At 64.2% G+C, this 17,949-nt stretch carries 14 protein-coding genes and 1 pseudogene; all 15 read right to left on the minus strand.

Annotated features, from left to right (window positions below; genetic code table 11):
- Nucleotides 1-422 precede the first annotated feature (422 nt).
- Nucleotides 423-1,370 (minus strand): sugar-binding transcriptional regulator, encoded by a 948-nt coding sequence (locus JQ597_RS30285; RefSeq protein ID WP_212269141.1) that lies wholly within the window; start codon nt 1,368-1,370, stop codon nt 423-425.
- Complete coding sequence (locus JQ597_RS30290) at nt 1,367-2,173, minus strand: inositol monophosphatase family protein (RefSeq protein ID WP_212269142.1); 807 nt, start codon at nt 2,171-2,173, stop codon at nt 1,367-1,369. The genes JQ597_RS30285 and JQ597_RS30290 overlap by 4 nt, the downstream gene beginning before the upstream one ends.
- Nucleotides 2,173-3,714 (minus strand): alkaline phosphatase D family protein, encoded by a 1,542-nt coding sequence (locus tag JQ597_RS30295; protein WP_212269143.1) that lies wholly within the window; start codon nt 3,712-3,714, stop codon nt 2,173-2,175. Before JQ597_RS30295 ends, JQ597_RS30290 begins: the two co-directional genes overlap by 1 nt.
- Nucleotides 3,711-4,472, minus strand: coding sequence for a glycerophosphodiester phosphodiesterase family protein (locus JQ597_RS30300; protein ID WP_212269144.1), 762 nt, complete (start codon nt 4,470-4,472; stop codon nt 3,711-3,713). Before JQ597_RS30300 ends, JQ597_RS30295 begins: the two co-directional genes overlap by 4 nt.
- A gap of 10 nt (nt 4,473-4,482) precedes the next feature.
- Nucleotides 4,483-5,403 (minus strand): ABC transporter permease subunit, encoded by a 921-nt coding sequence (locus JQ597_RS30305; RefSeq protein WP_212269145.1) that lies wholly within the window; start codon nt 5,401-5,403, stop codon nt 4,483-4,485.
- A gap of 4 nt (nt 5,404-5,407) precedes the next feature.
- The gene (locus tag JQ597_RS30310) at nt 5,408-6,358 is read right to left on the minus strand and encodes an ABC transporter permease subunit (RefSeq protein ID WP_312010873.1); all 951 of its coding nucleotides are present in this window, start codon (nt 6,356-6,358) and stop codon (nt 5,408-5,410) included.
- 119 nt (nt 6,359-6,477) lie between these two features.
- Nucleotides 6,478-7,815, minus strand: coding sequence for an extracellular solute-binding protein (locus JQ597_RS30315; RefSeq protein WP_349628907.1), 1,338 nt, complete (start codon nt 7,813-7,815; stop codon nt 6,478-6,480).
- Between the two features lie 294 nt (nt 7,816-8,109).
- Nucleotides 8,110-11,427 carry a molybdopterin-dependent oxidoreductase gene (locus tag JQ597_RS30320; RefSeq protein ID WP_212269147.1) on the minus strand — a complete coding sequence of 1,106 codons (3,318 nt, stop codon included), beginning with the start codon at nt 11,425-11,427 and terminating at the stop codon, nt 8,110-8,112.
- 25 nt (nt 11,428-11,452) lie between these two features.
- Nucleotides 11,453-12,421 (minus strand): bifunctional Delta(1)-pyrroline-2-carboxylate/Delta(1)-piperideine-2-carboxylate reductase, encoded by a 969-nt coding sequence (gene lhpI, locus JQ597_RS30325; RefSeq protein WP_349628909.1) that lies wholly within the window; start codon nt 12,419-12,421, stop codon nt 11,453-11,455.
- A 24-nt stretch (nt 12,422-12,445) separates the two neighbouring features.
- Nucleotides 12,446-13,108, minus strand: coding sequence for a helix-turn-helix domain-containing protein (locus tag JQ597_RS30330; RefSeq protein ID WP_212269148.1), 663 nt, complete (start codon nt 13,106-13,108; stop codon nt 12,446-12,448).
- A gap of 69 nt (nt 13,109-13,177) precedes the next feature.
- Nucleotides 13,178-14,401, minus strand: a complete 1,224-nt coding sequence (locus tag JQ597_RS30335) for an ABC transporter substrate-binding protein (protein ID WP_212269149.1) — start codon at nt 14,399-14,401, stop codon at nt 13,178-13,180.
- Nucleotides 14,402-14,496: 95 nt separating this feature from the next.
- Nucleotides 14,497-15,396, minus strand: a complete 900-nt coding sequence (locus JQ597_RS38365) for a branched-chain amino acid ABC transporter permease (RefSeq protein WP_349628914.1) — start codon at nt 15,394-15,396, stop codon at nt 14,497-14,499.
- A gap of 138 nt (nt 15,397-15,534) precedes the next feature.
- A pseudogene (locus tag JQ597_RS38370) lies at nt 15,535-16,410 on the minus strand (branched-chain amino acid ABC transporter permease); the annotation flags it as partial.
- A 13-nt stretch (nt 16,411-16,423) separates the two neighbouring features.
- On the minus strand, nt 16,424-17,125 hold the full coding sequence (locus JQ597_RS30345; RefSeq protein ID WP_212269151.1) for an ABC transporter ATP-binding protein: 702 nt from the start codon (nt 17,123-17,125) through the stop codon (nt 16,424-16,426).
- Nucleotides 17,118-17,879, minus strand: coding sequence for an ABC transporter ATP-binding protein (locus tag JQ597_RS30350; protein WP_212269152.1), 762 nt, complete (start codon nt 17,877-17,879; stop codon nt 17,118-17,120). The genes JQ597_RS30345 and JQ597_RS30350 overlap by 8 nt, the downstream gene beginning before the upstream one ends.
- Nucleotides 17,880-17,949 lie beyond the last annotated feature (70 nt).

Raw genomic sequence — 17,949 nt, forward strand, 5'->3', positions numbered from 1 at the left:
GTGTGCATTTTGTTTTGTGCAAACCGCACGCGAGACCGCGGGTGCAGCGCGCACCCGGTCTTCCCTGCGCCCTCTTACGAGAGGGCGGGAAGTTTCTGGCAAAGCTCGGGCGCAACGCGCCGCGAGAATGTGAAACTGCGTTTTGGATGATGGCGCAACAACAAACACCGCCGTCGTCTCGGCCTTGAGCTCAGATGCGCAATTGCGCATTGGGGGACCCATAACCACAGGGAGAAGTTTTGCGAATGGTGACTGCTACCGAGCTTCATCGAGAGATCACGCAGTATGGGTCCCGGCCTTCGCCGGGACGACGTGAGAGATGGGTCGAAGCTCAATTCAAGCTGCTCTCGATGGCTTCTGGATTTTCATTGATCTCCCGGGCACACATCGTGCACACGCCGCTTCCGCAATGGGAAACATGCTCACCGCCGCTTGCCGATCAACTTGAGCGCGCCGGCGGCGGCCTTCTCATCCGTCACCAGCACTTTGCCGATCCGCCCCTGCAGCGCCGCCGCGATGACCGGCACCTTGTTGGTCCCGCCCGCAATCAGCATCACGGTCGGCGCCCGTGCCAGCTTCTCGATCGGCAATGCGATGGCGCGCGAATTGATGCCGTGGTTGATCTGCCGGCCAGACTGCTCGAGATATTGGCCGAGCACGTCACCGACGGCGCCGGCGGCGCGCAGATCCTCGATGCCGACATCGGGCGGCAGCCCGTGCCGCACCAGGAGCGAACGCGGCGAGAGGTCGCCCATGCTGAGCAGCGCAAGATCGATCCGCTCGACGCGGTCCAACACTTCCGCATAGACCTCCTGTGCCATGAAGGTGTCACGCGATCTCCGGCTGCTGGCATAGATCGGGGCAGCCAGATAGCTGCACTTGGCGTGCAGCCGACGAGCAAGCTCGCCTGCGATCTCGAAAGTGTTGAGTTCGAGCCCGCGGGAGAGCCCGCCCATCATCGAGACGATCCAGAGATCCGGATACTCCGCGGGCGTCACATGGCGGATGGTTTCGCGCAAGGTCGCGCCCCAGCCGATGCCGATGGTGCGTGGTTTCTTCTCTTCTAGGAATTTCGACAAATAGGCGCCCGCCGCCATTCCGATCAGGCTTGCCACCAGTTCGGGATTTTCCGGACTCGGGATCACCACCGCGTCGTCGAGCCCGCATTGCTGCCGCAACTGATGTTCGAGCTCGGTGCAGCTTGCGAACGCCGAGTTCAGCCTGATACTCACGATGCCGCTGTGCCGCGCCTCCGAAAGCATGCGGTTGACGCGCGCCCGCGTCAGTCCGAGCCGCTCGCCGATCTCGGCCTGGGTCAGGTTCTCCATGTAATAGAGCCAGGCGACCCGCAGGATGGTCTGGTCACTCAAAGCGTAATCTCCTCGAGCAACCGCAAAAGCTCGTCATGGATGTGACCATTTGAAGCGATCTTTTGCAAATCGTCAAACTGCGAAGCCTCGCCCGCGATCGTGGTCACGCGTCCGCCCGCTGCGCGCACCAGCGGCATCGCGGCGGCGTGCGAGACGAGATCGGCCTTGATCGACACGAAGGCGTCGAGCCGGCCGGCCGCGATCCATGTCATCTCGAGCGCGCCCGAGACCACGATGCGGACGCCGCGAACCGCCGAGCCGAGCCGCTCGATAATGGCAGCGGCCATCCGCACCTCGTCGGGTTGATAATGCGAGGTCAAGATCACCGATACCACCGCATCGGAAAGCGAACGCGTGCTCGACACCCGCACGGGTTCACCGTTCACAGTGGCAAGCGCGCCCTGCACGTAGCGGGCGCAGACATCGGCCAGCGGCGATTGAACCAGGCCGACCAGCGCCTCTTCGCCATCATGGTAGGCCGCACTGACCGAATACCACGGCAGCCCGGAGGCGTAATTCACGGTGCCGTCCAGCGGGTCGACGATCCAGCGCGGTCCGCTTGTGTTGCCGCTAAAACCCCTTTCCTCCGACAGGATCGCCGCCCATGGTGTCAGCGATCTTAGTCCGTCGATCACGATCCTTTCCGCGGCAAGGTCGGCGTCGGTGACGATGTCACGTAGTTCCTTGCGTGCGGTCGCAAGCGGCGCGCGCTGCATCGCGACCAGCGTCGCGGCCGCCTCCGCCACCACCGGCTCGGCGCCGCGCATCAGCGCCATCAAATCCGTCCTGGCGGATATCGGCATCAGGCTGCCTTCACGCCGGGCGCGCCATCCTCGACCACGAAGGTCGCGAGCCGGCGTACACCGCTGCTCACGTCCTTGACGTCGTCGAGCGCCTCGAAACCGACCGTGCACGATCGCGCATCGAGTTCGACGGTCGCATAGCCACGCTTGTCGCCCCGCGCATAGGTCAGGGCCGGATTGTCGGCGAGCGCCTTGGCCACGCTGCTTTCGCTCGGCCCCTCGGAAGAGATCGAGGTGCCGACGAATTCGGTCGCCATGGCCGCTTCATGCGGCTGCGAATAATCGCGCTTGAGGTCGGCGGCAAAGTAAGCGTGGCGGTCGCCGCCGATGACGACCGGGTTGCGCAATTTGTGCGACACAATCGAATCGAGCAGCCGGCGGCGGGCATTGGGGTAGCCGTCCCAGCCATCCATCCAGAAGCGGTTGCCATCGTCCGCCTTGCGCTTGCTTTCGGACATCAGAGTCTGCTGCGCCACGACGGTCCAGCGCCCGCGACTGTCGCGCAATCGTGCGTCGAGCCACTGCTCCTGCGGCCGCCCGAGCATGGAGCGTTCCTCCTCGGTTCGTTCCGTGCAGTCCGGCACCGTGGTCGGGCGCCCTCCCTTCACACAGGCGGGCGCGGAGCGGTACTGCCGGTCGTCGAGCAGCATGATGTCCAGCATGTCGCCGAAACGATAATGCTCGTAGATGGTCGCATTCGGCCCGCGCGGGCGGGCGGATGGCGGCAACGGCATATGCTCGTAATAGGCCTGATAGGCGGCAGCGCGGACTTTCATGAACTGCTCCGGATCGCGCGTCGTGTAGGAGCGGTCATTGGCGTAATCGTCCGCGACCTCGTGGTCGTCCCAGATCGAAAGCCAGGCAAACGCGGCGTGCGCCGCCTGCAGGTCGGCGTCGGATTTGTAAAGCGCGTAGCGATTGCGGAATTCGGCAAGCGACGTCGGAATCCCGACGCCGTGCTGACGTACGTGACGCGAGCCCCAGGACTTTTCGTAGATGTAATCGCCGAGATGCACGACCAGATCGAGATCGCGCGCCGCCATGTCGCGATACGCGGCGAAATAGCCCTGCTCGTACTGCTGACAGGAGGCAAAGGCGAAGCGGAAGCGGCTGTTACCTCCGGCCGGCGCGGTGCGGGTACGCCCGACCGGACTCACCGCCGCACCGGCGCGAAACCGGTACCAGTAGACGCGGCCCGGCTGCAGGCCTGTTGCCTCGGCATGCACCGAATGCGCGAGCTCCGCCGTCGCCTGCACGACGCCCTTCGTGGCGATGCGCGCAAATCCTTCATCCTCCGCGACCTGCCACTCGACCTCGACCGGCGCAGGCGGCATGCCGCCCTCTTCGAGCGGTCGGGGCGCGAGCCGTGTCCACAGAATGACGCGGTCCTCGCGCGGGCAGCCGGAGGCTACGCCCAGCGTATATGGGTGCGCGTTGAACGCCACCGGCGCACCGCGCACGATCCCGAATGGCGCGGCCATCGCGGCACTGGCCAAGGAGCCTGCGAGGAATCGCCGGCGCGGGATCGTGATGCCGCTCATGACGGCACAGACGCGGACGTCAGTTCGCGCCTGATATTCACGGCGAGATCGGGCCGGTCGGTGGTGATCTGCCGCACCGGCTGGGCGAGCCAGTGGGCGATATCCTGCGGCTCGTTCGTCACCCAGGCCCCGAGCCGTTCGCGACCGAAGACTTTCAGCGCCAGCGGCAGTGTCAGCGTCAGCAGCGACTTCTCGACCGCCACGATGCAATCGGGTATCGCGGCGAGACGGTCGAACGCCGGCGAAATGCCGCCCATCATTTCCGCCGACCTGCGGTCCAGCGAGGCCAGCACCCGCGCCTGCGGCGACAGCCTCCGCAACGTCGCGATGACGTCAGGGACAAAGCAGGTGAGCACCGCGCGCCGCTCCAGCCCGCGCCGCTTGACCGCCTCGATGAGGCGCCCTTCGATTCCCGGATAGGGATTGCCGAAGGCGTCGGTCTTGATTTCGATGTGAAGCTCAAGCGGTGAATCGCGGAACACGTCGAGCACGGCATCGAGCGTTGGGATGCATTCTTCGCCGGCCTCGCGCAGACGGATGGCAGTCAATTGTTTCAGCGTCCGAACGCCGACCGGCCCGGCGTCATGCGCGGTGCGATCGAGCAGCGGATCGTGGATGACGACCAGCGAACCATCGACGCTCTGATGAATATCGAACTCGACCGCGTCAACACCAAGTCCACGCAGATTGCGAAAGCCGAGGAGGCTGTTCTCCGGCCAAAGGTCGCGGGCGCCGCGGTGTCCGGCGATAAGAACCATGATGAGTCCCCTATTTACTGCTGTCAACGAGCCCTTTGAGGAACCAGCGCTGCAACAGCAAAATCACCAGCATCGGCGGCAGCATCGCTAGCAGCGCACCGCTCATGGCGATGTTCCAGGCCGGCTCGCTGTCGGAGCGCGGGATCAAATTCTTCAGCGCGATCACGGCGGTCGCCATGTCCTTGTCGGTGGTGAACAGCAGCGGCCACAGATACTGGTTCCAGCCGAACAGGAACAGGATGATCGCGAGCGCGACGATGTTCGAGACCGACAGCGGCAGCAGAATGCTCCAGAAGAACCGCAGCGGCGAGGCGCCATCGAGCCTTGCCGCCTCACACAACTCATCCGGCACGGTGAGGAAGAACTGTCGGAACAGGAAGGTCGCAGTGGCGGACGCGATCAGCGGCAGGATCAGCCCCGGATAGGTGTTGACCATGTTCCATTCCAGCGCAATCGCCACATCGTGGCCGCTGATCCATTTCCAGAGATCGGCAACATGCAGCATATCGGCGAGCCACTGCAGCGGCAGCGCGGCGTTCGCCACCGCCTCGAACGTCGGCACGATCCGCACCTCGATCGGCAGCATCAGCGACATGAAGATCAGCCAGAACGCCAGCATCCGGTAGCGGAAGCGGAAATAGGTGATGGCGAAGGCGGAGAGCAAGGACACCACGATCTTTCCGGCAGTGATGCCGAGTGCCACCACAATGGAATTGAGAAAGCTGCGGCTGAAGTCGGACTTGACCCAGGCCGTTTGCAGATTGGCAAGAAACTGATCGCCCGGCAGCCACGGCAGCGGCACCTTCTGCACCTCGGCGATCGTCAGCGAGCCCGCGACGAACGCGAAGTAGAGCGGCACGCACACCAACATCGCGCCGGCGATCAGGATCGCGTGGCAGATCATATCGAGGATGGGTGCGCGCTCCACCATGCGGTCAGACCCCGTAATTGACCTTGTGTTCGAAATAGCGGAATTGCAGCAGCGTGCAAATCAGCGCGAAGGTCATCAACAGCACCGACTGCGCCGCCGAGGAGCCGAGGTCGAGGTTGATGAAGCCATCGACGAAGACCTTGTAGACCAGGATGTTGGTCGCGCCGGCCGGCCCGCCATGGGTGACGGCATCGATGATCGCGAAGGTTTCGAAGAAGCCGTAGATAAAATTCATCACGGCGAGAAAAAAGATAGTCGGCCCGAGCATCGGCAGCGCGATGAGAAAGAACCGCCGTATCGGTCCGGCGCCGTCGACGGCGGCGGCTTCCATCAGCGAGACCGGCACCGCCAACAGGCCGACCACCAGGAAGATGTAGTCGTAGCAGATGTGCTTCCATGACGCGGCCATGATCACGAGCCACAGCGCGTCGTTCGGATTGCGATTGGGATCCCAGGAAATCCCGAGCGCGTGCAACATGTGTGCGAGCGGGCCAACGACCGGGTTGAAAAGAAACGCCCACAGGATGCCGGCGATCGCGGGCGCGATCGCATAGGGCAGCAGGATGAGAGTCCGGTAGACCGATCGTGCGCGCACCACCCGGTCGGTGGCGAATGCCAGAACGACGGCAATCGCCAGCGTAATCACGTTCTGCGCCACCGTGAACCAGGCCGTCGTCACGAGCGATTGGCGATACTCGCCGCTCGCAAACAGCGCCTTGAAGTTGTCGAACCACACGAAATGGACGGTGGTGCCGAACGGATCGCTCAACAGGACGGACTGCGTCAGCGCCCGCAGCGACGGGATGAAGAAGAAGAACACCAGGATCAACACCTGCGGCAGCAGCAATAGCGTCGGCAGGCCGGCGCCGCGGCCGAAATTCGCTCGCTTCAGTCCGGGTTCCCGATCAGGCTGGCCACGCTTGGGCGTCCGCGCCTTACTGGCCCGTTCCGTCACCGCGCTACGCCCGGCGGCAGTTTCGCCGGGCGACTTGTGCTGCGATCTGGCCAAGCCGGAAGGTGGGTCTGCCGGCGCTTCTGGCCAGATCGACGAAGTTGCGATCGGCGCACTTGCCTTCATTTCGCCTCGGGGGCCCACTCGGTGCCTTTTCCGGCGTTGAGCTTCTCGAACTGCCGCAGGATTTCATTGCCGCGCTTGACGGCGTCATCCATCGCCTGCTGCGGTTGCTTCTGGCCGGTGAACACCGCTTCGACCTCGCTGCGCTGCGCCAGCATCGTCTGCACGAAATTGCCAAAGCGGAAGCCGCGCGAATTGTCATTGGGCGTGCCGCGCGAGAGTTGCAGCACCGCGATCTCGCGTGTCGGATGCTCCTTATAATAGCCGCGCTCGCGCGCCAGCGCATAGGCCTTGTTGGTCGCCGGGACATATCCGGTCACGCCATGCCACCACACTTGCGTCTCCGCCTGGGCGACGAAATCGAGGAAGGCGGCGACCGCGTCGTAGCGTTCCGGCGTGTGCCCCTTCATCACCCAGATGGCGCCACCGCCAATGGTGCTGTTGAGCGGAGGATTGATATCGCTCTCGTGCGGCAGGAAGGTGGCGCTCCAGTTGATCTTGGCGTTGCGTTCGATATTGCCGTGCGACGCGGTCGAATTGACGAAGGTCGAGCAGCGTCCGGAGGTGAACAACTGTTCCGGGCTAAAGCCCTGCCCGGCAATCTGCAGGACGCCATCATCGAGCCATTTTTTCAGGCGCGCGACTTGCGAGACCACCTTGGTCTTGTTGTAGACGAATTCGGTGCCGAGTCCGTCGAAGCCGTTGGCGAGCGTACCGTAGGGCTGGTTGTTGATGGCGCTGTAGTTTTCCAGCAGGCTCCAGAAGAAGTCGCCCGGCAGCACCGTGCCACACTCACTGACGCCCTTGGCCTTCATGGCGTAGAGCTGTGTCTCCAGCTCCTGCCAGGTTGCGGCCGGCTTGTCGAAGCCGGCTTTCTGGAAGTGGTCCTTGTTGTACCAGAAGATCGGCGTCGAGGAGTTGAAGGGCATCGCCGACATGCGGCCCTTGTAGCTCCAGAAACTCGCCACCGGCTTGATGAAGTCGGAGAAGTCGACCTTGTAGCCCTTCTGGTCCAGAAGTTCCTGCACCGGCACCACGGCGCCGGACAGCAGCATGGTCATGTAGCCACGTTCGGCGATCTGCACCATTTCCGGCGGCCGCTTGGCACGATAGGCCGCGATCACGCCATTGGTCACTTCGTCGTAATTGCCCTTGGCGACCGCCACGACGGTATATTTATCCTGCGATGCGTTGAATTTCTCGACCAGTTCGCCGAGCCGTTCGCCCAGGACGCCGCTCATGGCGTGCCACCATTGCACCTCGACGCGCGCCGCCTGAGCGGGCGCGGCCGACGCCAAAACCCCGAACAATGCCGCAATGAATGCAATCTTCTTCACGGGTGATCCTCCCTCAGCGGTCCAGTGAGCCGGCGCTTCAAAACCCGGCTTCGATCATTTGTATTTCTATAATGACATATGTGTCGCTTTGATGAAAGGGGGCCGGGTGCAGGGATTTTATTGCGGGGGAGCACTCGCGCTCGAGCCCGGCTGGTCAGTGTATGGTGGTGCATGGCGCAATCGACCGGAGCGCGGCGGCGCATTGGCCTTGAAAACCCCCACTATATCGCAGGAGTGGCGAGCAACTTGCTCAATCACTCGCTGATGATCGGAGGCGTCGGTCTTGCTCGTGAGTCATGCGTCGATGACGAGATCGGAAAGTGGAACGGCCTGACATGTCAGGCAATGCCCCTCATCCAACTCCGAACAATCGACGAGATGGCGAACCTCGCCGGTCTTTACCGGCACGGCGCAGCTCTCGCATTGGCCGACACGGCAGCCGCTTGGAAGCGCAATGCCCGCGCTTTCGGCCACCGCGAGAATGCTGGCCAGCGGCGCCTGCGGCGACCAGTTCAATGTGCGTCCAGAGCGGGCAAAATGAATTTGGCGCGACATGAGGCCATCGAGCGCAGGCGCCGGGGGCGAGCGGAAGCGCTCCTTGAAAATCTCGAAGACCGGCACGCCGCGCGCCTGCAGGCCTGCGGCGACCTCTTCCATCATCGCATCGGATGCGCACATGTAGATGCGCGCGCGCTTGCGCAGCAATTCCGCGTCGATATCCGACACGGTGAACCGGCCGAGCCGATCAAAACGGTCGCCGCTCTGTGGGCGGGTCAGATGCGTGACCAGCGTGAGATTCGGCAGCCGCTGCCGTAGCGCTTCAAGCCGATGATGGAACGGGCGGCTTGCGCCATCCCGGCAGCCATAATGCAGCGTGACCTGTGGTTCGTCGGCGACGCCCTCGAGCGTGTCGAGATAGGACAGGAACGGCGTGATGCCGATGCCGCCGGCAATCAGGACGACCGGAAACTCGTTGCGCAGCGGCAGCACGAAGCCACCCTTCGGTGACTGCAATTCGACGGTGTCGTCAGGTGCGAGATCGTGCCTGATCGCCGTCGACACCTGCCCGCCCTCGATGTGCCTGACACCGATACGATAGGCATCGGGTGCCGGGATCGCTGCCCCGGTCAGCGAATACGAGCGGATCGCCTCGCCAATCCGGACGCCGACATATTGGCCTGGCCGGAATGCCGGAAGCGCCCCACCGTCGACTGGCCGCAATGTCAGCCCCACCACATCGGCAGATTCCTCGCGGCGCTCCGCAACGACGAATGAGCGCCAGCCCTGCCAGGCGGTGCTCTCGTCACGTTCGACGTCGCAGGTAAAGGAGCGCAGCGCCAGCGATCCGCTGAGCGGATCGCGCCCGCGTTCCGAGATGATGGCGTTGAAACTGGCGCCGACAGGCCGCGTCTCGTCCGGCAGATAGCCCGGCAGGCCGAGATCCGGCGCAGGCTGCCACCAGCCATAGTCGCTCGCTACCACATCCAGCGCGAGCGCGTCGTTGAAAGCGGCGCGGATCCGGATCGTGCCCTTGCGACTGCGCACCAACATCCAGTCGCCCTCCAGGATATTCTTGCGGCGGGCGAGTTCGGGATGGATCTCGGCGGTCGGTTCGGCGCGCTTGCGGCGCAGCGCGTTGATGCCGCGATGCTGGCTGTGGCAGAAATAGCCGCTATTGGCGGAAAACAGCGTCAGCGGAAACGCGTCATCGCGGCGCTCGGCCGGCTCGATGAAACGCGGTACCGCCGGATAGCCGTGGCGATGCAGCAGTTCCGAATAGAGTTCGGCCTTGCCGGTCTGCGTGGCGAAGCCGGTCGTCTGGTATTTGCGATGGCCATGTTTGAGCGGCACGCGAATGCCTTCGGGCCTTGCCCGCAGCGTTTCGAGATCGAGGCCAAGCGGGGCGAGCAGATGCTCAAACCCCTTCTCGACATCGCCGCCAAAGAACAGTTCGCTCATGCCGAGCCGCTTGGCGAGCTGGAAGACGATCCACATATCCGAACGGGCCTCGCCCTGCCGCGGAATCATCTGCGGACGGAGCTGCACCAATTCCTGCGCCTCGGGCGAGATTTCGAAGCCGAGGCGCAATGCCTCATGCTCCCACGGGCTCGACACCGGCAGCACGATATCAGCCATCTCGGCTGTCGGGTTCAGGAACAGATCGCAATGGACCTGGAAGTCGAGCGCTTTGAGCGCCTCGCGTCCGCGTTCCGGCGCCGGATGCGACACCAGCAAATTGGAGCCGAACGCGAACAGCGCGCGCAGGCGGTAGGGTTTTCCGGTCAGCGCAGCGTCGTAGAAATCGCTGGAGGTGATCCAGCCGTCGGCCGGCGGCCCGAGCGGCCGCGCCGACAGTCCGAGCGTGCGTGCGCGCGTCTCCGGTGGGATCATCGCCATGGAATGCAGCGACGGCACCGGAAGGCTCGGCATCCTGACATTGCCGCCCGGCGCATCGAAATGGCCGGTCAATGCATAGAGCGTTGCGACCGCGCGTTCGGTCTGCGAGGCATTGGTGTGCTGTCCGAGGCCGGTCCAGCCGTGATAGCAGACCGATGATGCCTTCGAGATCGCAGCCGCGAGTTCCTTAACTTGCGCCGCCGGGATGCCGGTGATGCGCTCGACCGTCGCGGGATCGTAGGGTTCGGCTGCCGCGACATAGTGATCGAAACCGGTGCGGCAGGCGATCGGGCCCTGAGGGCCGCTCACATCGAAGCATCCTTCGAGCGCGGCAGCCGCGAGCCCGCCCTCGGCCGGCACTGCTTTGCCCGCGACCGCATCCCAGACCAGAAAGCCGTCGCCTTCAAGGCCGATATCGCCGGGGCGCAGGAAGCAACCGTCGCTATCGCGGATCAGGAAGGTCGCATTGGTCCAGTGCCGCACGAAGTCGGCGTCGTAGGCGCGGTTGACGATGAGCCAGCGCGCAAGACCGAGAGCCAGCGCCGCATCTGTGCCCGGGCGGATACGCAGCCACAGATCGGCATCGCGCGCTGAACCGGTCCGGCGCGGATCGATCACCGCAAGCCTGGCGCCCCTCGCCCGCGCGGCGCTGATCGCCTCTGCCTGGGCAAGCCAGACATTAGCGGGGTTGTGGCCCCAGAGCAGGATCAGTTCGGAATTGCGATAATCCGCCGTGGGCAGGCCGCACCCGAAGGTGAAGGCGTGGGCGTGGTCCTTGTGCCAATTGCAGATCTCCGTGGAGAAGCAATTGTTCGGGCTGCCGAAGCCGCGGATGAAGCGCTGGATCCAGTCGAGGCTGTCTGATGTCGACGACGAAGAGCCGGAGGTTACCGCGAACGCGACCGATTCCGGCCCGCTTTCTTCCCGGTAGCGCCCCAGCCGCTCGGCGATCTCGGTCAGCGCCTCGTCCCAGGAAATCGGCACGAAGGCGGGATCGGCGGCGCCCTTCGGCGCGGTGCGTCGCAATGGCGTCTTCAGGCGACGGGCCGAATGCGCGATCTCCGGCGCGGCCCTGCCCTTTGGGCATAGCGCCTTGCCGGTCGGATGGGCCGGGTTCGGCCGCACCGCGACGAGCCTGTCATTCTCGACGACATTGATCGTTCCGCAGCGGGAGCGGCAGAGCGTGCAGAAGCCAGGCTTTTCCTGCGTCGACATGGTCAGGCCTCGTTGCCGCACACCCTCACTCGGGAGGCTGCGCGCGTGAGTTCGGATTGGCCTCGTTCACCAGCAGGCTCGCGGCCGCAAGATCCTCGATCGCCGCGCCGACCGATTTGAACAGGGTGATTTCGTCGCGGTCAAGGCGGCCGGCTTTCGCGCCACTTGTCAGTTCATGCAGATCGCCGCAGATCCTGTCGGCGCTCCAGCTGCCGGCGGCGATCGGTTGCAGCAGGTCTCCTGCTTCGGCGAGCGCGCCAGGATAGGTATCGATGAAGACGCGGCAGCGCAAAATGGCCGCGTCATCGCTTTCGCGCATCTGCGGCGTAAAGGCACCGACCAGGTCGAGATGGGTTCCAGGCCGCAGCAGCGCGCCTTTGACCAGTGGCTCGGTCGACGTCGTGGCGCAGCTCACGATGTCGGCCTGCGGCAAGGCCAGGTCAAGGTCGGTCACCGGAACTGCGTTCGCGCCCTGCCGGACAAGCGTGTCGGCCAGAGCCCGCGCGCGCTCCGGATTGCGTCCCCATACCATCACCTTCTCGATCGGACGCACAGCGCGGTGAGCGGCGGCGAGATGACGCGCGACATGGCCCGTTCCGACGATAAGCAGCGTGCGGCTGTCCGCGCGCGACAGATAGCTGGATGCGAGCGCTGACGCAGCGGCCGTGCGGCGATTGGTCAGCGCCTCGCCGTCGATCGTCGCGCGCGGCTGGCCGGTCTGACCGTCGAGCAGGAAATAAAGCGACGACACCGCACCGAGACCGCGCTCGGCATTTTGCGGAAACACCGTGACGAGCTTGACGCCGACGGCTTCGCCGCGGATCCAGGCCGGCATCGTCAGAAGACGCGCCGGCGCTCCATCGACGCCGACTTCATAGGCCTGCCGCAACGGCATCGGCTCGCCGTCGCGCTTGAAAGCCTCGCGCAATGCCTCGATCAGCTCGGGATAGCCGAGCGCGGCATGGACGTCGGCAGCGGAGTAGCTGCGCAGCATCGGGTTTATTCCTGTCCTACAATATCATGAGAGTGCGGTGATGCCGGTGCATATCCAGATGACCTCGGCATCTTCCTTGCTGATCGACACGATGGCGTGGCCCATCTTGCTGTCGAAATAGGTGCTGTCGCCAACCGCGAGCGTGACGGGGGCGTAGAATTCCGTGAAGACCTGGACAGAGCCGGACAAAACGCACAGGAACTCCTCGCCCTCGTGACGCACCCAGCCGGGGAACTCGTCGAGGCTGCGCGCCCTGATCCGCGCCTTGAATGGCAGGATATGCTTTTGCGAAAGGTCGGTCGCCAACACCTCGTAATCATAGGTATCGGTGCGGTGCGGCTTGCCCTCGCCGGTGCGCGTGACGCTGCGGCGGCCGAACGGCGCATTCTGGCGACGCTGATCGAACAGCTCGACGATGTCGAGATCGACGCCGCGCGTGATCTTCTGCAGCACGTCGTAGGTCGGCGACATCTGGCCGTTCTCGATCTTCGACAGGGTCGAGCGCGCGACGCCGGTGCGCTCGCTGACCTCTTTCAGCGTCCACCCCTTGTCGATCCGTAACCGCTTCAACCTGTGACCGAGGTCATCGCTTCCCTCGGCCGGCGCGGCGTCGGCCGAGAAGCGGGCCGGTACAACCACTGTTGCCGTGGCCTCCCTCAGCGACGATCGCGTCGCAGTCTTCTTCATCGCGGCTCTCTCCCTTTTTTATCGCGGAAGTAAGGTCCCGGCGGCGGCCGTCGCCGCCGGGACCTTGCCTCACTTCTTGACGAGCGGACATTCGCTTTGGGCAAGAGACTGGAAGGCCTGCTCGCCGGGAACGGTAGCCAGAACATTATAGTAGTCCCATGGCTGCTTCGATTCGGAAGGTTTCTTGACCTGGACCAGCAGCATGTTGTGGACCATGCGGCCGTCCTCGCGCACCTTGCCGTCCTTGGCGAAGAAGTCGTTGACCGGCAGCTCGCGCATCTTGGCGGCGACGGCCTTGGCCTCATCGGTGCCCGCGGCCTGGATCGCCTTGAGATAGTGCGTGATCGAGGAGTAGACGCCGGCCTGCACTGACGTCGGCATGGCCTTGCGGGTCTCGAAGAAGCGCTTGGCGAAGGCGCGCGTCTCGTCGTTCTGGTCCCAGTAGAAACCCTCGACAAACGAGATGCCCTGCGCGGTCGGCAGGCCGAGCGCGTTGACATCCGTAATGAACACGACCGGCGCCGCGATGGCCTGCCCGCCCGCGATGATGCCGAACTCGTTGGCCTGCTTGATCGCCGTCGTCATATCCTTGCCGGCGGTGGCAAGCAGGATGACCTTCGCCTTCGATGCCTGCGCCGGCAGCAGGAAAGACGAGAGATCGGCTGCGCCGAAGGGATGGCGGACGTTACCCAGGACCTTGCCGCCATTCGCCTTGATCGCTTCGCTCGCGATCTTCTCGAGCGAATGCCCGAAGGCGAAATCGGCGGTAACGATAAAGAACGTATCGTTACCCTTGTCGATCAGCGCCTTCAGCGGTCCGACCGCGTTTGAATAATTGTCGTAGACCCAGTGAAAGCCGGTGGGCGAACACTGCTTGCCGGTCAAATCCGTCGTGCCGGGCGACGCGAACAACGCCACGCGGCTGGTCTCGCGCGTCAACTGCTGTACCGCAAGCGCGATGGCGCTGTTGGTGACGTCTGAGATCGCGTCGACCTTCTCGTTCTCGATCCAGCGCCGGGCAATGCCGACGCCGACGTCGGCCTTCTGAAGATGGTCGGCGCCGATGATTTCGATCGGCTTGCCCAGAACCTTGCCGCCGAAATCCGCTGCCGCCATCTGCGCCGCCAGCAGCGAGCCTGGCCCGTTAAGGTCGGAATACTGGCCGGACATGTCGGTCAGCACGCCGATCTTGACGACGTCGTCGCTGACCTGGGCTGCGGCCTGGCCGGCGATGGCGCCGAGGCAGAGCGCGGCGGCTACACCACACAAGAGTCTGGAAGGCATCTTTCGCATGATCTATCCCCTGTTGTCGGATCCGCTCTTCCGAGCGGGGTTTGGTTCGGTCCTGTTCCACTTCCCCGGATGACGAAGTTTCTTATCGAGACGTCTCATTCCTTCGTCGCGACGGCCACTTTGCGAAGTACGGCTTGTGTCGCCGCTGGTGCCCGGCGCCGGCGATGCCAGAACTCGATCAGTTCGCCGACGATGCCGCGCCGGAAGGCGAGCACGCAGACGACGAAGATCAGGCCGTGAATGACGGTGACCCATTGTCCGAACGCCGCCAGATAGTTCTGCATGGCGACGACGATGAAGGCGCCGATCAGTGGGCCGTAGAGCGTGCCGACGCCGCCGAGAAACGTCATCAGCAATACTTCGCCCGACATCGACCAGTGCACGTCGGTCAGGCTGGCGATCTGGCTGACGATCGCCTTGGTCGAACCCGCAAGCCCCGCCAGCGCCGCCGAGAGCGTGAAGGCAACGAGCTTGTAGCGGCTCGTATCAAAGCCGAGCGACTGCGCGCGGGCGTCGTGATCGCTGATCGCCTTCAGCACGCGCCCGAACGGCGAGCCGACCAGGCGCATGATCAGGAAGAAACCGCCGAGAAATATCGCCAGCACGAACGTGTAGAGGTTAGCGGGCCGCGAAAGGTCGATCAGGCCGAACAGCATGCCACGCGGAATCGCCTGCAGCCCGTCCTCGCCGCCGGTGAAGGGCGCCTGCAGCGCGACGAAATAGACCATCTGCGCGAAAGCCAGTGTCACCATGGCGAAGTAGATGCCACTGCGGCGGATGGCGAGCCAGCCCGAGACAAAGCCAAGCACGGCCGCGGTTGCCGTTCCGGCCAGAATAGCGAGTTCAGGGGGCAGCCCCCAGATCTTCGCCACATGGCCGCAGACATAGCCGGCCGAGCCCAGGAACATGGCGTGGCCGAACGAGACCAGCCGGCCATAGCCGGCGACCAGGTTGAAGGCGCAGGCGAACAGGGCGAAGATCATCGCCTTCATCATGAAGCCGGGATAAACGATGATCGGCGCGGCCGCGAGGCAGGCGGCGACCGTCAGGAAGATCAGGCTTTGCGTACGCGCTGACGGCGCCGGCGCCGACAGGCTCGACTGCGGTTGCCCCTGAGCGGCCTCGGGCTTCGATCCGAACAGCCCCGCCGGGCGGATCAGCAGCACCACCGCCATCACCACGAAGACAACCGTCGTCGAGGCTTCGGGATAGAAGGCCTTGGTCAGGCCCTCGATGATACCGACGAGGAAGCCGGTCAGGATCGAGCCCATGATCGATCCCATGCCACCGATCACCACCACGGCAAACACGACGATCAAGAGATCCGCTCCCATCAGCGGGCTGACCTGGTAGATCGGCGCGGCCAGAACGCCAGCCAGTGCGGCAAGCGCAACGCCGGCGCCGTAGGTCAGCGTGATCATGCGCGGGACGCGGATACCGAAAGCCTGAACCAGCATCGGGTTTTCGGTCGCGGCGCGCAGATAGGCGCCAAGCTTGGTCCGCTCGACAACGTACCAGGTGCCGAGGCAGATCACGACCGAAGCGGCGATCACCCAGGCCCGGTAGTTCGGCAGGAACATGAAGCCGAGATGGCTGCCACCCATCAGCGCCTGCGGAATCGAATAGGGCTGGCCCGAAGAGCCGAACCAGTCGCTGAACATGCCCTGCACCATCAGTGCAAGACCGAAGGTGAGCAGCATGCCGTAGAGATGGTCGAGCTTGTAAAGGCGTCGCAGCAGCAGCATCTCGATCACGATGCCGATCGCGCCGACGGCGAGCGGAGCCAGGATCAGCGCCCACCAATAGCCGATGCCGAGATAATTGAGCAGAAACCACGCGCCCATCGCGCCCATCATGTACTGCGCCCCGTGGGCGAAGTTCACGATGTTCATCATGCCGAAGATCACCGCGAGGCCAAGGCTCAGCATGGCGTAGAAGGCGCCGTTGATCAGCCCGAGCAGAAGCTGGCCATAGAGGACCGCGGAAGGGACGCCAAGGATCGTGGTCATGATGCCCTTTCGGTCAGAGTCCGAGATAGCTTTTGAGCGAACCGAGCCTGCCTTCGAACGCCGCACCCGGGATTTCCTCGACGATGCGGCCGAGCTCCACGATGTAGTGCCGGTCGGCGAGACCGGCGGCGAAGCCGACATTCTGCTCGACCAGGAGAATGGTGAAGCCGAGCGTCTTCAGTTCGGTGATGGTGCGGCCGATCTGGCGGATGATGACGGGAGCCAGGCCCTCGGTCGGCTCGTCGAGCAGCAGGATGCGCGCGCCGGTATGCAGAATGCGCCCGAGCGCCAGCATCTGCTGCTCGCCGCCGGACAGCTTCGTGCCCTGGCTGTCGAGCCGCTCCCTCAGGTTCGGGAACAGCTCCAGGATCTGCGCGACCGTCATGCCGCCGGCAGCGACCTTCGGCGGCAGCAGCAGGTTTTCGCGCACGCTCAGGCTCGCAAAGATGCCGCGCTCCTCCGGGCAGAAAGCGATACCCTTGCGCGCGATGTCATAGGGCGCGGCGCCGATGATCTCACGGCCGTTGAGCGCGATCGAACCCGAACGCTTGTCGAGCAGGCCCATGATCGCCTTCAGCGTTGTGGTCTTGCCGGCGCCGTTGCGGCCGAGCAGCGTCACCACCTCGCCCGCCCTGACACTGAAATCCATTCCGTGCAGGACCTTGGACTCGCCGTACCAGGCCTCGAGGTTGCCGACCGTGAGGATCTCAGGCATGCGCCTGCCCCGTATAGGCGGCCATCACGTCGGCGCGCGAGGAGACCTCCGCATAGCTTCCTTCCGCCAGCACTTCGCCGCGCACCATCACGGTGATCGTGTCGGCGAGTTCGGCGACCACATTCATGTTGTGCTCGACCAGCAGCACCGTGCGGCCCCGGCCGGCCTCGCGGATCAATTGCGTCACGCGCCCGATATCTTCGTGGCCGAGCCCCGCCATCGGCTCGTCGAGCAGCAACACCTTGGGTTCGAGCGCAAGCGTCGTCGCCAGTTCGAGCACGCGCTTGCGGCCATAGGAAAGACTGCCGGCCATCGTCTCGGCATATTCCGACAGGCCGAAGCGCGCGAGCAACGCATCGGCGCGATCCAGCACACCACGATGGCGCGAAATCCGGCCGAGCAGATTCCAGGCGAGACCATGCTCAGGCAGCAAAGCGAGTTCGACGTTCTCGCGGACGGTCAGCCCGGCGAACACCGCCGAGATCTGGAAGGAGCGCACCACGCTGCGCTTGGCCATCGCCGGCATGCTGAGGCGGGTGACGTCATGGCCGTCGTGCAGGATCGTACCGGCCGAAGGCGGAAGGTATTTCGTCAGAAGGTTGAACAGGGTGGTCTTGCCAGCCCCATTGGGGCCGATGACGGCGTGCATGCTGTTGCGGGCAAGGCGGAAGTTGACGCTATTGACAGCGAAGAAGCCGCCGAACTCGCGGCTGAGGCCGCGCGTCTCCAGAGCGTAAACGGCGCCATCCGTCATGCCTGTCCCCTGCTGAGGTCTGGATCCCGGATTGGAGAGTCAGATTGGATCCAGACCGCGCGCCCACCTT

It is taken from the genome of Bradyrhizobium sp. AUGA SZCCT0177 (genome assembly GCF_018130125.1).
In the GTDB taxonomy this organism is placed as follows: Bacteria; Pseudomonadota; Alphaproteobacteria; order Rhizobiales; family Xanthobacteraceae; genus Bradyrhizobium.